General features: G+C 67.7%; 14 protein-coding genes, 1 tRNA gene and 2 pseudogenes. 5 read left to right on the top strand and 12 right to left on the bottom strand.

All coding sequences use genetic code 11. From position 1 onward, the window contains the following. Positions 1-3: 3 nt before the first annotated feature. From hutH to ACH34T_RS17090, 3 genes are all read right to left on the bottom strand, one after another. Positions 4-1,806 (bottom strand): histidine ammonia-lyase, encoded by a 1,803-nt coding sequence (hutH, locus tag ACH34T_RS17100; RefSeq protein ID WP_395993105.1) that lies wholly within the window; start codon positions 1,804-1,806, stop codon positions 4-6. A gap of 163 nt (positions 1,807-1,969) precedes the next feature. Then, complete coding sequence (locus tag ACH34T_RS17095) at positions 1,970-3,082, bottom strand: winged helix DNA-binding domain-containing protein (RefSeq protein WP_395993104.1); 1,113 nt, start codon at positions 3,080-3,082, stop codon at positions 1,970-1,972. Positions 3,083-3,358: 276 nt separating this feature from the next. Beyond that, positions 3,359-3,652: a GNAT family N-acetyltransferase gene (locus ACH34T_RS17090; protein ID WP_395993103.1), complete on the bottom strand. Its 294-nt coding sequence runs from the start codon at positions 3,650-3,652 to the stop codon at positions 3,359-3,361. Between the two features lie 79 nt (positions 3,653-3,731). On the opposite strand from ACH34T_RS17090, the pseudogene ACH34T_RS17085 reads away from it, so the two are divergent. From ACH34T_RS17085 to ACH34T_RS17075, 3 genes and pseudogenes are all read left to right on the top strand, one after another. After that, positions 3,732-3,974: pseudogene (locus tag ACH34T_RS17085) on the top strand (IS256 family transposase); the annotation flags it as partial. Further along, the gene (locus tag ACH34T_RS17080) at positions 3,971-4,468 is read left to right on the top strand and encodes an HAD domain-containing protein (protein ID WP_395993102.1); all 498 of its coding nucleotides are present in this window, start codon (positions 3,971-3,973) and stop codon (positions 4,466-4,468) included. The pseudogene ACH34T_RS17085 and the gene ACH34T_RS17080, both read left to right, overlap by 4 nt. Positions 4,469-4,585: 117 nt before the next feature. Then, on the top strand, positions 4,586-4,723 hold the full coding sequence (locus ACH34T_RS17075; RefSeq protein ID WP_395993101.1) for a hypothetical protein: 138 nt from the start codon (positions 4,586-4,588) through the stop codon (positions 4,721-4,723). Positions 4,724-4,829: 106 nt separating this feature from the next. Here ACH34T_RS17075 and ACH34T_RS17070 read toward each other — a convergent pair whose 3' ends face one another. Continuing rightward, positions 4,830-6,020 (bottom strand): hypothetical protein, encoded by a 1,191-nt coding sequence (locus ACH34T_RS17070; protein WP_395993100.1) that lies wholly within the window; start codon positions 6,018-6,020, stop codon positions 4,830-4,832. Positions 6,021-7,053: 1,033 nt separating this feature from the next. Further along, positions 7,054-8,097 (bottom strand): pentapeptide repeat-containing protein, encoded by a 1,044-nt coding sequence (locus ACH34T_RS17065; RefSeq protein ID WP_395993286.1) that lies wholly within the window; start codon positions 8,095-8,097, stop codon positions 7,054-7,056. An 859-nt stretch (positions 8,098-8,956) separates the two neighbouring features. On the opposite strand from ACH34T_RS17065, the gene ACH34T_RS17060 reads away from it, so the two are divergent. Further along, the gene (locus ACH34T_RS17060) at positions 8,957-9,715 is read left to right on the top strand and encodes a hypothetical protein (RefSeq protein ID WP_395993099.1); all 759 of its coding nucleotides are present in this window, start codon (positions 8,957-8,959) and stop codon (positions 9,713-9,715) included. Here the strand turns inward: ACH34T_RS17060 and ACH34T_RS17055 are convergent. The 4 genes and pseudogenes from ACH34T_RS17055 to ACH34T_RS17040 form a co-directional block, all read right to left on the bottom strand. Beyond that, entirely contained in the window at positions 9,659-10,513 is an 855-nt protein-coding gene (locus ACH34T_RS17055; RefSeq protein WP_395993098.1) for a TniQ family protein, read from the bottom strand. The two genes, ACH34T_RS17060 and ACH34T_RS17055, sit on opposite strands and share 57 nt — an antisense overlap. Further along, a pseudogene (locus ACH34T_RS17050) lies at positions 10,510-11,064 on the bottom strand (TniB family NTP-binding protein); the annotation flags it as partial. The pseudogene ACH34T_RS17050 and the gene ACH34T_RS17055, both read right to left, overlap by 4 nt. Positions 11,065-11,112: 48 nt before the next feature. After that, entirely contained in the window at positions 11,113-11,433 is a 321-nt protein-coding gene (locus tag ACH34T_RS17045) for an ArsR/SmtB family transcription factor (protein WP_395993097.1), read from the bottom strand. A gap of 30 nt (positions 11,434-11,463) precedes the next feature. Beyond that, complete coding sequence (locus ACH34T_RS17040) at positions 11,464-11,604, bottom strand: hypothetical protein (protein WP_395993096.1); 141 nt, start codon at positions 11,602-11,604, stop codon at positions 11,464-11,466. Positions 11,605-11,749: 145 nt separating this feature from the next. Here ACH34T_RS17040 and ACH34T_RS17035 point away from each other — a divergent pair, with 145 nt between their 5' ends. Beyond that, a complete protein-coding gene (locus ACH34T_RS17035; protein ID WP_395993095.1) occupies positions 11,750-12,601 on the top strand; it encodes a hypothetical protein in 852 nt (283 codons plus the stop codon). A 490-nt stretch (positions 12,602-13,091) separates the two neighbouring features. On the opposite strand, the gene ACH34T_RS17030 is transcribed toward ACH34T_RS17035, so the two are convergent. The 3 genes from ACH34T_RS17030 to ACH34T_RS17020 all read right to left on the bottom strand — a co-directional run bounded on the left by ACH34T_RS17030 (position 13,092) and on the right by ACH34T_RS17020 (position 14,625). Beyond that, a tRNA-Ala gene (locus tag ACH34T_RS17030) sits at positions 13,092-13,165 on the bottom strand. Positions 13,166-13,237: 72 nt separating this feature from the next. After that, complete coding sequence (locus tag ACH34T_RS17025) at positions 13,238-13,789, bottom strand: hypothetical protein (protein ID WP_395993094.1); 552 nt, start codon at positions 13,787-13,789, stop codon at positions 13,238-13,240. A 215-nt stretch (positions 13,790-14,004) separates the two neighbouring features. Continuing rightward, complete coding sequence (locus ACH34T_RS17020; protein WP_395993285.1) at positions 14,005-14,625, bottom strand: GNAT family N-acetyltransferase; 621 nt, start codon at positions 14,623-14,625, stop codon at positions 14,005-14,007. Positions 14,626-14,678 lie beyond the last annotated feature (53 nt).

The raw sequence follows: 14,678 nt of genomic DNA, 5'->3' as shown, positions 1-14,678 counted from the left end.
CGGTCAGGAGGCCCCTCCCCGGACGGCTCGAAGAAGGCCGTCCCCGCTTCGGCCGTTGACCATCCGGACCATTCTCTCCAGGTCCGGAGTGAGGTTCCTGTCGTCCCGGAGTTCGGCGATCGCGCTGCGAATGGCGGCGTGAATGCGCTGCGTTCCCGCACCGAGGCGCGGGTCCGCGGCGCCGTCGTCGATTCCGCGGACGACCAGGTCGACGCCCTGCGCGCTCATGATGTACTGCACCGCCAGCACGGTGTCGAGACGGGTCTGGTTCGCGCGCAGATTGCGCGCCGACGCCATCGCCATCGTGTTGTGGTCCTCCTGGCCGTCCTTTGCGGGCCGCGAAAGAGTCCCGGACGGAAAGGCCCGCACCTGCATTTCCGGGATCAGCGCCGTCGCGACCGTCTGAAGCTGCACCATGCCGGAGTTGAGGCCGACCTTCCCCCCGGCCAGATTGGCGGGCAGCCCATAACTCCACCTGCTGGACAGCAGCCGTGCCGACAACTCCTGCGAGAGCACACCGGCATCGACGAGCCCGGCGTTCAGCGCGTCCAGCGAATGTCCCAGGACGGCGCCGTCCCAGTTGCCGCCCATCACGAACTCCACCTGACCGTCCTCCTTGCGGAAGACCAGTGGATTGGACGTGGACGCGTTCATCTCCGGCGCGAGGACCCTCTCCGCATGGTTCAGGTTCTGCCGCAACGACGCCAGGATGTGCGGCGCCGCACGCACCGAGACCGCGTCCTGAACACGATGCGTGTCAGCGGGATTGAACCGCGCGCGCGTCCGGTCGGTCATGAATTCGCTGCCGTCCACCAGCCCCCGCAGCCGGGCGACGACTTCCTTCTGCTCGGGAATCTGCCGTTCGTCATGCGTCCGGGTGTCCAGTGACCCGGCTTCGGCCCGCAACGCCTCCATGAACAGCGCGAACGCGCCTTCCGCGAGGTCGGCCTGCGCTTGCGCCCGATGCAGCGCCTCCAGGGCGGACGCGGCGACGACCGTGCTGCCGCTCATGATGGGCAGCGCCTCGCCCATCTCCAGTTCCGCCGGGGCGATCCCGGCGTCCCGGAGGATCTCGGCCGACTCGGCGACCCGCGTGGGCCGCCCGGGCCGCATCCAGCTGGCGCATCCCCCCGCGCCCGTCACCACCTGCCCGGCCACCGCCATCGGCTGCAGATCGCCGGAGCCCAGCGACCCGACCTGCGGCATCACCGGGGTGACGCCCTTGTTGACCAGTTCGAGGAGCTTGCCGGGCAGCTCCGGCCGGACGCCCATGTGCCCGCGCGCCATCTGGTTCGCGCGGACCACCAGCGCCAGCCGGGCGATCCGCCCCGGAAGGACGGGCTCGGTCGCCACGCCGTGCGAGGCCAGCACCCGCTTCTGGAACTCCTTGGACTCCTCGGCGCCGATGGGCTCGTCCTTCAACGGGCCGAGCGCCTGGTTCCACCCGTAGACGCGCGGCGGCGGCGGACTCTGCCGCGTCACCAGCTCCACCGCCTCACGCCGGTACCCGCGCATCGTCTGGACGGCGTCCGGAGCGAGGCTCACCCGCAGGCGCGGCGCCGTCAGGACCTTGAACGCGTCATCGACGGTCAGGCTCCTGCCGTCCAGCCTCAGCGAGACCTCAGGACCGCCGGGAAGCCGTGACGGGTCGACGCTGACGTCCTTGCAGTCGGCGATCGTCCGCCGCTGGGCCGGGACCTGCTGCTCGCGAGCACCGGGCCCTGGAGGCGCCGCCGCGGCCGCCACACCGCTCCCCCCGACGAGCAGCAGAGCCGTCCCCCCGACGACGAGCCCTCTCACCGGCACGGCAGTCGACAGTCCGCACTTCCCCACACGAGCCTCCCCGAGCATCGCGAAAATTCGCGTCCATGCGAGATCGACGTACCCGCGCGGAGGTCGGCAGGCCGCCCACCACAAGCAAAGATCACCCCTACCGTCTCGCCCACCGACTCGGCCGCCTAGGCCAGCCTCACAACACCCTCGCCGAGACGGCAGCCCGCACGCCCAGGAACTCGCCCAGCTCATCGGCCGCGCCATGCAATGCGGCGGTCTCGGCGGCGTCCAACGGCCGGTACAACGCCGCCTCAAGCACCACGGCGTCCGCCCGGACCGTGCGCCTCCAGCGGCCGGCCACCTGCGTGTCCACCACGATGACGCCGTTGGGCAGGCCGCGCCTGCCCAGTGCCGCCGACGCCGCACCACCGAGGTCGAGCAGATGCTTGCTCTGCCTGTAGCCGACGATGTACTCGTCGTAGGCCTGCAACAGCCGCACCGATGGGGACTCTGCTGGCATGGGACCGTGCCCAGGCGCGGACCAGTAAGTGACACCGTCGACGCTGGTGCTCTCCAGGGCGTCGCCGACCAGTGACAGCCCAGTGACGACGTCGGCGCGGGTAAGGCTGGACCACCACGACAGGTCCTTCACCGTCGCCGGACCATGGCTGGTGAAGAACCGGCGGACCACCTCAGCCAGCGCCACCTCACGCTCCACGCCCGACGTCCGCGCGACCCGCTCCTCCAGCAACGCGTAGGTGTGCCGCCTCCCCCGCAGCCGCCCGCTGCAGATCACCCGCTCCAGTTCGGCGTGGATGAGGATGTAGCCGAGCCGGAACCGCCGCCGCTCCTCGGTGACGATGCCATGCCGCCCGAGCAACACGGCGATCTCGGCGCCGGTCAGGTGATTCCCACCGGCGAGGGCGTCGGCGATCAGATCCGTGGAGCGACGCAGCAGCGGACCGTCGAGCTCGAACCGCCGGTAGGCATACGCGTTGAGCGCGTGCACCCGAGGCGCCGTCAGCTCCAACAGCCAGCACAGGTCGGCAGGAGCCACAAAATGCCACGTCGGCCGCAGCACATGCGTGCGCAGGACGACGCCGTCGTCGAACGCCCGATCAAGCCCCGAATCGGTGACACCGGAGCCGAGCCGCTGAGCCACCGACCACTTGGCGAGGTGGTAGTCCTGCGACTGCAACCCACCGAACCAGCCGACCACGTCCGCAGCATCGGCGAACGGCACCGGCCGAGCCCCACCCAGGCCAACCGCGCCGATCCGGCGCCGGGCCAACTCGACCTCGTCCACCATCACCGCCGCCCGCTCACAACCACCATGCGAATTCCCTCCATGGACCGACTCGAGCGTAAATCCGACCCCCGACAGGACGTGCCACACCACACGACCCACCCGTCCGATTGCCTACGCGGACTGACGCCCAAGGCCAAGAGAACCGCAAAGAGCACGACCGCCTACGGACATACTTGAAATGCGGCGAACCCCGGAGTTTCCTGAAGCGCCGAGACTTCTGCGGATGCCCCGCCGCGTACCGGGATCGCACGATAGAAGACCAACCTCATGTAGTACTTATCGGCGAACTCCCCGTCCACGCACTCTGCCGAACACCGGAGCCCCTCCACCTATGAACCCGCAGGCTTCAAACAGACACAGCGCGACCTTGTTGTGGCTCATGGACGTCAGTTCCAGCCGCCTCATTTCCAGAAGCCGCGCCTCATCGATCGCCGTGTCCAGCAGGCCACGTCCGACCCCTCGCCCATGGCGGGAAGCGCGTACCTGGGTGCGGAATCGTTCAGCGTCGGCCCTGACGGCGCCGCACGCTCCTGCTGCATGCCCGTTCGCCAGCCCGTCCGGCGACAGCACACTCAGGTTCTGGGGTGCGCCGCGCGAGGTGTTCCCGCAGGCCCGCGAGCAGCGCTGCAGGTCTCACAAGATCGCCAACTGGGTGCAACTGCGCACCGCCAACCCCACCGAGCCGATCTCCGCCCCGGTACGGCACCGCACCAAGGTCACCAAAGGGCCCGGATCACGCGCCACCGGCCTGGCCAAGGACTTCAAACTGATCGAGGCCGTCCAGGCCCGCTGGCGCGCCGCTAACGCACCCCACCTGGTCGCCCTCGTGCGCGCCGGAGCCCGCTTCGAGCGAGGCGTCCTCGTCGAGCGTGCGGAGACCGCCGCAGCATGAACGATCATGTGGAACGCCCGCTTCTCTTCCTCGACGTCGACGGGCCGCTTCTTCCCTTCGGGAACAATCCGCAAGGCCAGGCATCAGCCGTCGCATCCCCCTCACATCTATCCCGGCTACGCCCCGAGGTAGGGCTTCGGCTGGCGGCGCTGCCATGCGACCTTGTCTGGGCTACAACCTGGGAAGACATGGCGAACACCGAGATCTCGCCCCGGATCGGGCTACCACGACTTCCGGTCGTGACCTGGCCGGAGTCCACCACCGAGCATGAACGCGAAGACCAGTGGTTCGGGCTCTGCTGGAAAACCCGGGCCCTGGTGGACTGGGCGGGCGGCCGCCCGTTCGCGTGGATCGACGATGAGATCACCAACGCCGATCGGGACTGGGTGTCCGCACACCACCGCGGCCGCGCCTTTCTCCACCACGTCGAAGCGTCCCAAGGACTCACCGAAGCAGACTTCGCAGCCCTAGACCGTTGGCTACGAGCACCGTGAGTCACCCACGATCCACAGGATTTGACAATTGCTCCGACCATCCGCCCTTGGGCCTCTGGCGTGTTGGGGCAAGACGAGTTTGCCTCCGTCCAGCAATGGCACCAATCGGACTGGGGAATGGCGAATCGCACGGTCCTGCGCTGGCCGGTAGCCGATCCTCTGTTCGGCCAGCCTGGGCAGGACCTTGCCGAGGGCGGACGTGACGAGCTTGCCGCCGAGGCTTCCGCCAATCGCGCCACCGATGCCGCCGATTAGCATCGACTCGCCCGAACGACCCGGCCTCTGCGCCGTCCTGAACGCGAGCCCGTCGCCCAAACAGTTCACCGACCGCGCTTCGAAGCCGGTGGGGTACCAGATGTTCCTACGGGATCGGCTCAAGGACGTAGGTTCCCGTTCCGTCCGTCCTGCCCATGCTGTACTGCCGCATGGTCTCGTTGTCGGTGACCCGCTCCTGGCCGATCATGAATCCGGTCATCTTGTTCTGCAGGCCGACGAGGTTCGAACCGGGCACGTCCTGGTAGACGTAGAACCGCTGGCCATCGTCGACGGTCCGGCAGCCTTCCTCGAAGAACCGGGCGCTCTCCGTCGGCGCGTCCGCGGCCCTCAAGGTCAGGCACTTCTTGCTCTGGCGGGTGAGGAAGACATGCTCGACCATGCCGTTGGTGGACGGTCCCTGGCAGACCTGCCACTGCACCCTGGTGGACTTCGCCCAGGCGTGCAGCCGGAACTCGGCGGTGCCATCGGCGTTCCACCAGAACAGCAGACGATCAGGTGTGGCGATCCGGTAGTAGCCCGCCAAACAGGTGAAACCCGGCGGCAGTGCCGCGGGCGCCGTAACGCGGCCGACCGGAGCCTTAGCGGCCGGGGCGGGCGTCCGCGGCGCCGCCTGTGCCTGGGCGCCGGTGCAGCCCAGAACCTTCTGGGCCTTGCTCATGATGCTGCCGGCGGGCACTTTGTCCTCGCATCGGACGGCCCCTTCCTCGATCGTGGAGAAGGTCGTGTAAGTGCCCCCTGGACGCTCGACCCACCGGGTCGCGAACCGGCCTCCGCCCAGATCGACCCGGCCGCAGTTGAGGCTGCCGTAGACGCCGGTGACTTTGCTCGTCCCCTGGTAGAGGCCGTAGTAGCCAGGCTTGAGGAAATTCCAGGTAATGGTCTGGGACTCGACGTTGGTGGTGGCGGTGGACTTTCTCACCGTGCGGTTGACGAACGCTTCGACCTTGAACAGGGCTCCGATGCTGAACCCGCTGCTGATCTGGGTCGTGTTGCCGACCTCGACCGCGATCACGGTCTGGGTGCTCATCGTGACGCTCTGAGAGCCGGTCGAGCCGTCGGTGATGTAGTACCCCTTGAAATGGGTGATGGTGGGATCGGTCACCGCGCTCTTGATGAACGGATGTCTCTTGCCCAGATCTGCGGCCGTGCAGGCATCGCCCGCCTTGGGATCCACGGCCGCCGCGGCCGATCTGACGGCCGTGTTCACGATCACGAACGTCGATCCGGCCACCAGCGGAAGCAGCAGCCCGTGCGCCATCATCTTGATCTTTACCATTGGGTAACTCCCGAGTGTGAGATCACAGTCAGGAGCAGATTCACACGCTTCGCCGCACGCGAGGAGACCCACATTCAGGCCAGATGCGGCCTAACCACGATCGCCTGTACTCCCCAGCCGCCCCCGAGCCCGACGACCTTGAGCGCCAGACTCAACCAGATCCACGAGATTCGCCCGGAGGGCAGGCGACGTGGGGCGCCACAATATTTCGAGAGCGCAAATAAGAAATGCGGCCCGCTGCGTTCTGGCCGTGGTCGCAGTCGGGTCACCACTGGTTGATGAGCGGCGTGTCCGGTTCGTACTCCGCCAGGCCTCGGTGAGGCGGGCGAGGCGGGTGGGGGGCGGCGGGTGTGCCGCCAGCAAATCGCCCGTTTCGTAGGTGTAGGCATGAAGCCAGCCCACACGAGGGGCGGCGATGCGCTGCGGAGTGTCGTATCGCCACAGCCTCTGGGCCAGGGCCGGCGCCGTCGGAGATCGCGGTCACGTCGTCGGTAAACAGCGCCACCAGCCGTTCGGTGCGGCCCGAGGAGACGGCGGCGAGGAATTCCTCGACGATCCTGCGGGCGGATGCCGGGTCGACTTCGCCACCGCGGCAGCGCGAGGCGGTGATGCGGCGCCGAGCCCGGTGGAGGTGCTGCTGGCTTGCGGGCCCGCCGCCGTCGAGGATCGCGGCGATCTCGGCGTGGGCTGTGGGAGAACGCTTCGCGCAGGACGTACACGGCCCGCACCAAGAGTGACAGGCGTTCCACAAGCGTCGGCACGGCCAGGGAGACCGATTCGCGCTGCTCGTAGGTGTCGGCCGGGCCGAGCATCGGGTCGCCGTCCAGGAGCGGTTCGGGCAGCCAGGCGCCAGCAGTGCGTTCGTGGCGGGCCTGTGGCGAGCGGAGCCGGTCGAGGCACAGGTTGGTGACGACCTTGGTCAGCCATGCTTCCGGGACCTTGATCCGCTGCCGGTCGACGGCTACCAGTGCAGGAACGCATCCCGCACCGCCGCCCTGCTGCGGGAGGCCCGCACCGGCGACGGCCCGACGGGCTAGAACCGGGTGCGCTCGTCCACCCTCGCCACCGCCCGGATCTCCTGTTCCGACTGGCCGACCACTCCGCGCAGGCCCGCACCCTCCAAGTTCGCTTCCCTCAGGTTCGCGCCGACCAGCTTCGCGCCCACCAAGCGCGCGCTCACCAGGCGCGCACCTCTCAGATTCGCGTCCTCCAGGCGCGCACCACTCAGATTCGCGTCCTCCAGGTGCGCGAACCTCAGGCGCGCGCCTCTCAGATTCGCGTCCCTCAGGTTCGCGCCCACCAGGTCCGTGCACACCAGGTTGGCGTCCCTCAGGTTCGCGCCAACCAGCTCCGTGCCCCTCAGGTTCGCGCCCCTCAGGTTCGCTCCCACCAGGTTCGCGTCCACGAGGTTCGCGCCGACCAGGTCCGCGTCCCTCAAGTCCGTGCCCCGCAGGTCGACGTCATGGAGATCGGCTGCGGGGATGCGCGCCTGGCGGAGGTGCAACCTGCTGAGGTCCAGGGTGCGGCGTTCGGGACGGTGGGATCGTGCACCGAGCGCGGTCAGCACGGCTTGGACGTCCGCCTCCGGGCGGTCGGGCAGGCGGCCAGGCCGCCCCAGAGTGGGGGCATCGTCTTCGCGGCGGGCAGCGGGAGCGCGGCGCCGCACGAAGGTCTCCAGGACCTCCACGACGTCGTTGTGGTGCAGACGGGAGTCGGCGGCAACGTGGGCCAGGGCGTAAATGCCGCCGAGTCGGGCGTCGATGTCAGCAGAACTGAGCCGCTCCAGGGCCTTGGTAAAACGGTCGGTGACCTGGCCGCGGTGGGAGAGCCGGTAGTTGCGGGCGGTGTACAGCAGGGAGATCGCCACCACCACCCCAGCGCCGACCGACACCACCAGCACCCGCGCGTAATACCGATCCCGCGGATCAGACGCGCTCATCCAGCCGGGCATCTTCCACAGCGCCACCGCGTACGCCGCCGCCAGCACGGCCAGGCCAAACCCGGCCAACGCCACGCCCGCAGCCCGCGCGGACGGCTTGGCGAGCTCGTACTGTGCCCTGCGCCGAAGACGCCCCATCCGGTTCACGGCATACCAGTCAAACCACAGCCGCCCCGACCCTGCAGGCGATCGCGCATATGGGTAGGAGTGCCTCGGCCACGAGATGGGCGGAGTCAGGACAAGGCACTCGCACGCTACGAACCGGATACGGGACGATCTATGCGCGAGGCACTGACGGCTCGATGAGAGTCGGCGCTCAACACCCCGACTCGATCTGTCCAACGGGTCGCCGGTCAGACATCCTGGACGACTTGATGAAGGCCCACCGGAACAAGAAAATCGGCGGCGCCGACGCCGCCGATTCCACGACCGTCCCACAGAATTCCCACCACGGGACGATTGCGGGACTTCGAACGAGACCCCGAAAGCGGGCCTGACCTTGGGTGGGGTGTTCACGAGTGGGTCTGGCCTGGGAGAAGTGTGGGTCTGGAAGATCGCTTCCCGTGACGTAGGTGCTCGTTTCCACCGTTCTTGGGTGAGTGGGAGCGGAGTGTAGTGGCGGCGTTTAGGGCATGGACGGGGTTTTGCGATCTGGGAGACCTGGCCCAGGGCTGCGGTCACCTCTGATGACATGCCGCTTGTCTCGAATCCGGGCAATGACCTGCACCATCGCCACGACGTACCTGCCCTGACGAATCGAGCCACTCCGTGACAAAAGGTAATAGGCTTCTTACTGTCCGCAGAGGATTGGAATGAGGGCTGAGGTCTCTACGTTAGCTGAGTGAAGATCCACGGTTGTCGAAGGGTCCTCATGTCAGCAGCATGCACCTCCGATCCAGCAGAACCGATCGGTTCCCGCTTCCGTGAGACGGCGTCAAGTGGTCGGATCGCTGGCTTTCTGCGTCAATTGGAGCAGGATGAGCCTTGGGAGAGCCCTATGCCGGTCGTCGGCCTGACCGTGTCCTGTTCCCTTCTTCCACTCGGCCTCGGTTCGTCCATCGTCCTGGTGTTTTTGTTGGAATGGATGGCGCCCGATGTCATCCCGTTTCAGCTGACAACATTTTGGACGGTGCCCGACGAGCCGGGGTCCGCTGTCACTGGAGCGCTGGGGCTGATCTGGCCGGTCCTGGTCACCGGCTTGCTGGCAACGATCCTCGGCGTGCTCCGCACCCGCCCGCTCCAGCGGAAGTTGGCGCAGCTGGAGCCCACGGACGGTCTCATCACCCTCACTCCCTATAAACTGCTGGTCAACAGCGTGCTGGAGGAGGTCTTCTTCCGCTGGCTTATCTTCTTCGCCGCGATCGCCACCGTGAGGTTTGCCGATTTCATCATTCTGGGCTTCGCTGATCTGCATCCGATTCGGTGGGTGTTCCAGCAAGCCCTGATCCCCGTAGCCGACCTCGCCACTTGGCACCAACTGCACGAGGTGCTGACCGGCCAGCCCTGGATGGTGGGCGCGGCGATGCTCACCAGCAACAGCAGGTTCCGCAAGGGTCACTTCTACCAGGGGCTCTTTGGTCTGGTCTGGTCGTGGTACCTGGGAATGTTCCTGTTCCTGATCATGTTCGATTACGGCCTGCCGCTCGCCATCGCCGTCCACCTCGGCTACAACCTGCTCATCATGGCGGTGCACCTGGCCCTAGTCGGCACCCTCCCCCGCCTGCGCATAGCCGACGACAGGCTCAGTGTCGGGTGACATCAGCGAGGGGAACGTCGTCGATGCACCCGGCGGGGTGTTCACGAGTACGTCTGACCTGTGGTGAGGCGCCCACGTGAAGATCGCTTCCCAGCTCGCCAAAGATCGTTTCCCGCCGTTCGAGTGGACTGCAGATCGTTGGAGCGCTGGTGGTAGCCGGGCGTCGTCAGGGATTTGTGCTGCGGGTGGGGTGGGTTGCGCAGATGTGGCGGTGAGCCGTACCGGGTTTGGTGAAAGTTGATGTGCCCCGAGTTCCGTGGTGTCGGCCGCAGGCCCAGCCGTCGTCGGAGGTGGCCTCCACGGTATGGCGCAGCAGCTTGGGATGCCGGTCTTGGTGGCGATCACGCCGCAGACGGGGCACTGGTGCCGCACCGCTTGGGGTGTCAGCCAGGGACGCCACCGCGGCACGACGTTGCGTCCGACTTCGCCGGAGGCCAGTAGCACCGAGTCCTGGCGGACGTAGGTGTCGAAGTGTTCCTGGTCTCCTTCGTCGAGGCCGTCCATCAGCCAGGGCACCCACCCTGCGAACGTCATCGCCCGCAGGTCACCGAGCTCGGCGCCGGCGCGTTCGCTCACCTCGGCGCGCGCGCGGGCGGCTAGGACGCGGTCGTGCGGGTCCCAGTCCAGGTCGGCCGCGGTCCATCCCTCGTCGACGATCGAGGCCGACCCGAGGTTGTGTTCGAGCAGATCGCGCAGGGTCAGGGAGTGCTCGCCCGAGACCCGGTCCAGCCACGACGACAGCGCCTCGCCCGGCCGCCGCCTCGGGTGTAGCGGCCAGCGCTGGACCCAGCCGTTCACAGCAGTTCCCGCTCGACCAAACAGCGCCGCTCGGTCGGCCCGGCGTAGGTGGCCACCAGCAGGGTGCGCCGGTTGATGGCCTCCTCACCGCACTCGATCGCGGCGACGGCCGCGTCGGTGAGCAGCGCGGCGAGTGCGCCGATCGTCCCCTCGCTGCGCGCCAGAAGGTATTCGGCCATCTCCATCGCGGCGATCGGCGAAGACCGGCGCAGCGGGAACGAAGCGGCGAAGCTGGCCGGCAGCGAACAGGCCTCCCCGCCCGGCTCCCACCTGGGCAGCACCAGCGACTGGAACCGGTTCTCCAGCTGGTCATCGCTTCGGATCGCCAGATAGGCCTCTCTAGTCCCCACGCCGACCAGCGGGATCTTCAGCTCGTTGCCGAGAAACCGCAGCAGGTTGAGGAACTCGCGCCGCACATCGCCGCGTCCGGCCAGGACGTTGTGCAGCTCGTCGATCACCGAGACCCGCACGCCGACACGGCGCAGCAGATTCAGCGCCGCCCGAGGCGATACGGCGGCGGGCCGCAACGGTGCCCCCAACGCGGCCAGCACTTGACCTCAAGCCGTCTCAAGAACGGCCCTTGGGGGACATGGTGCCGGTCAGGTTTGTTCGGCTTGGTGTCGGCGGATGACGTCGGCCAGTCCGGGGAATCGGGCTTCGAGATCGGGCTCGCGAAGCGCGGCGTACTGGTGCTTGCCTTCCCAACGGACCCGGATGAGGCCGCTTTCCCGTAGCACCCGGAAGTGATGTGCGCGGGTGGCCTTGGCGAACGGCAGGTCGAAATCCGCGCATGCGATCTCGCCCTCGGTGAGCAGGCGGGCCACGATGCCCAACCGCGCCGGGTCGCTGAGGGCGTGGAAGACGTTGACGATCCGAAGGTCCCCGACTGCCGGATGACTGATTTCTCGCATGGTGCCCACGATGATACCTTCGGTGCTACAGTTCGCAAACTATAGAACGAAGCACGCGGGCCCAGCGTCGGCGCTGAGGGACTCGACCACGATGTCGAGACGGTCGCACCTGGCGCGGGCGGGACGGCGCGGCCACGGCTCGCACTCGCCGCGATGGCTGATCGTGGCGTTCGTGATCATGACTGAACGGTGTGGGCGCGACACACCAAGGAGGCAACTCATGAGTTCGCTAGGTCGGAGATTCCGTCGGGTCGCGGTCCCGGTTCTGGCGTTGACGCTGACAGCGGGCGTAGCCGGACCGGCGTCGGCGGCAGGACCCCGCAAGGTGATCGTGCTACCGGAGGCACGTTCCGCCGAAGGCATCGCGGCCGGCTGGAGATCCACCTTCTATGCCGGGGACATGTTCAATGGCGACATCTTCCGCGGCGACACGCGGCGCGGTACCGCCGGACTGTTCATCGACGCGCCGGCCGGCCGCATGGCCCTCGGCATGACAGCCGATCTGGGCAATGGACTGCTTTTCGTCGCGGGCGGTTTCACCGGTCATGCCTACGTTTACGATATCCACGACGGCAGCACAGTGGCGGTATACCAGTTCGCCGAGCCGAACGCGGGAATCATCAACGACGTGACGCTGACCAACGACGGCGCCTGGTTCACCGACTCGCGGAAGGCGAAACTCTACTTCATACCGATCAGCGACAATGGCCGGCTTCGACCGTTCCGCACGCTCACACTGACCGGTCCGGCTGCGGACACCAGCGGCCCGTTCAACAACAACGGCATCAGCACGACACCGGACGGAACCGGGTTGATCGTCGCGCACACCGCTCGTGGCGAGCTCAACGTCGTCAACCCCGGCACCGGCACGAGCAAAACCATGAAGAGCGTGCCGGTTCCCAACGTGGACGGCCTCGTACGCGAAGGACGCACGCTCTGGGCGGTGCAGTTCAACCGGGTCGGTGGCGAACGGCCGCAGGCGGGGCAGATCAGCCGCATCCGGCTCAGCTACCAGTCGAGCTCCGCTGCGTTGGAGAAGGTCATCCTCAGCGACGAATTCCAGGTGCCCACTACCGCAGCCAAGTTCGGCGACCGGCTGGGCGTGGTGAACGCCAAATTCAACACCGGCTTCCCACCCACGGCCAAGGAATACGAAGTGGTGGTCGTCGGCAGTTAGCCGCAACCCGCGTTGTGGAACCTGTGTCGCCCCAAGGTTCCGCAACGCCACCCGATAGCTTCGCGAGATGACGCGCGACACAATTGCTCACACCTGGCGATACTGAGCTTGGCCCCGCCGTCAGCGCCACACCGCTGGAAACCGCCCCGGCACGCCGAACGCGTCAGCCACCCGACTCCACCCACCCAGCCCACAGCGACCAACCCAGCCTCCCCACAACCCCAACGCGGACGGTCGCCGCCAGCAGCGCACCAAACCACCGCGCCACCAACCACACCCCCGCGAGGCCCCACACCCCTCGCGGCCAGCCCCCACGCGCTCACGACCAGCAGGCACCGTCCACGGCCCCTCCGCGACCGCCGGCACACACCACACAAACCCGACCGGCGATCACAACAGCTCCGAAACAACAAGATCCCGCCTGATCACAAGATCAAACGGGAACTCGTCAATGACCTCAAGCCGCCTCAAGAACGGCCCTTGGGTTGGGTGGAGCTGAGGGGATTTGAACCCCTGACCCCCTCGATGCGAACGAGGTGCGCTACCGGACTGCGCTACAGCCCCGAGGACTCCGTAAGGTTAGCAAACTTCGGAGGGTGGTCGCGCACAGGTTATTCGGGGGGCGTCGGGCAGGGGTCATTCGCCGACGGCGCGGCGGTCGTCGGCGTACTGGTCGAAGACCTCCTCAGGGGTGGGGAGTTCGATGACCTCCGCGGGTTCGGTCGTCTCGGCGGCGCGGCGGGCCTCCAGGGACCGGGCGCGGGCCAGGGCGCGGGCGTCCGCGGCTGCGCGGCGGCGGGCGGTGTCCACGCCCACGGCGACGCGGAGGAGGGCCAGGTGGCCGGCCAGCAGGACGGCCGGAGGCATGCTGATCCACCAGGGGGCGAAGCCGGACGCGACGACCGCCACGGCGGTGAGGACGAGGGCCATCAGGCCGGTGGTGCGGCGGCGGCGCCGGGCGATCACGGTGGCGCGGGTCGTCCGGCGGCGGGGGCGCGGCTCAGGGAGTTCCTCCGGCTCCTCCTCCGTCTCCGCGGTGTCTTCGGCGTCCTCGGCGAGGGTTTCGTCGGAGCGCTTGTGCAGGAGGCGGGTGATGCCCGTCGTCTCGGTGTCGCGGCGCAGCCACATGGGGACGAGGACGATGCCCCAGACGGCGACAATGGCGAGGTACAGGACCGCGCTGCTCATCGGCCCCACCGTCCCAGGGCACGCTCGACCGGCGGGCCGACTTTCGGCGCGCGAACGTGCAATGGGAGCAGGGTCACGTCCCGCACGGTACGAGGGGCTGTCAGAGGTTGAACAGCATAAGGGGCGGTGTGTCGCGAGATCGATCTCGCCGTTACTCTCCGTTTGCCTGCCCTTGTCGATCGCAGGATTCTTACGGAGAGAAAGTCACGGCGGACTCAAGTGTGCCGGGGAAATGCTTGTTTGCGTTCGGCGAGCCAGCGAGCGCGCAGGCCACCGGGGACGTCCTCGACGGTCAGGGCGTAGCAGATGTGGTCGCGCCACGCGCCGTCGATGTGCAGATGGCGGCGGCGAATTCCCTCTTCCCGGAATCCGAGTTTTTCGACGACGCGGCGGCTCGCCGTGTTCTCGGGACGGATATTCGCTTCCAGGCGGTGGAGGCCGACCGTGAAGAAACAGTGGTCGACGGCGAGCGCGACCGCGGTGGGAATGACGCCGCGGCCGGCGACCTGCCGGTCGACCCAGTAGCCGATCTGGGCGGAGCGGGCCGATCCCCAGACGATGGCGCCGATGGTGAGCTGCCCGGCGAATTCGTCCTCGTGGGTGACGACCCAGGGAAGGGCGAGGCCTTGGCGGGCTTCGCGCCGCATGGTGTGGACCATGCTGAGGTACGGTCCGAGACCGCTGCGGAACAGCGGGGTCTCCGGATTGGTGGGCTCCCAGGGACGGAGCCAGTCGGCGTTGCGTACGCGCAGTTCACGCCAGACGGCGGCGTCGCGGTGCCGGAGCGGGCGCAGCCCGACGGCCCCCTCCGTCAGGGTGACCGGCCATCCCCGCAAACGTTCCACGCTTCCATGATTCCCTGGTCGGACGTCTGGACGCCATCAATTGT

Source organism: Actinomadura sp. 9N215, assembly GCF_044326345.1.
Taxonomy (GTDB): domain Bacteria; phylum Actinomycetota; class Actinomycetes; order Streptosporangiales; family Streptosporangiaceae; genus Spirillospora.
This window is presented reverse-complemented; position numbering and strand designations above follow the sequence as displayed.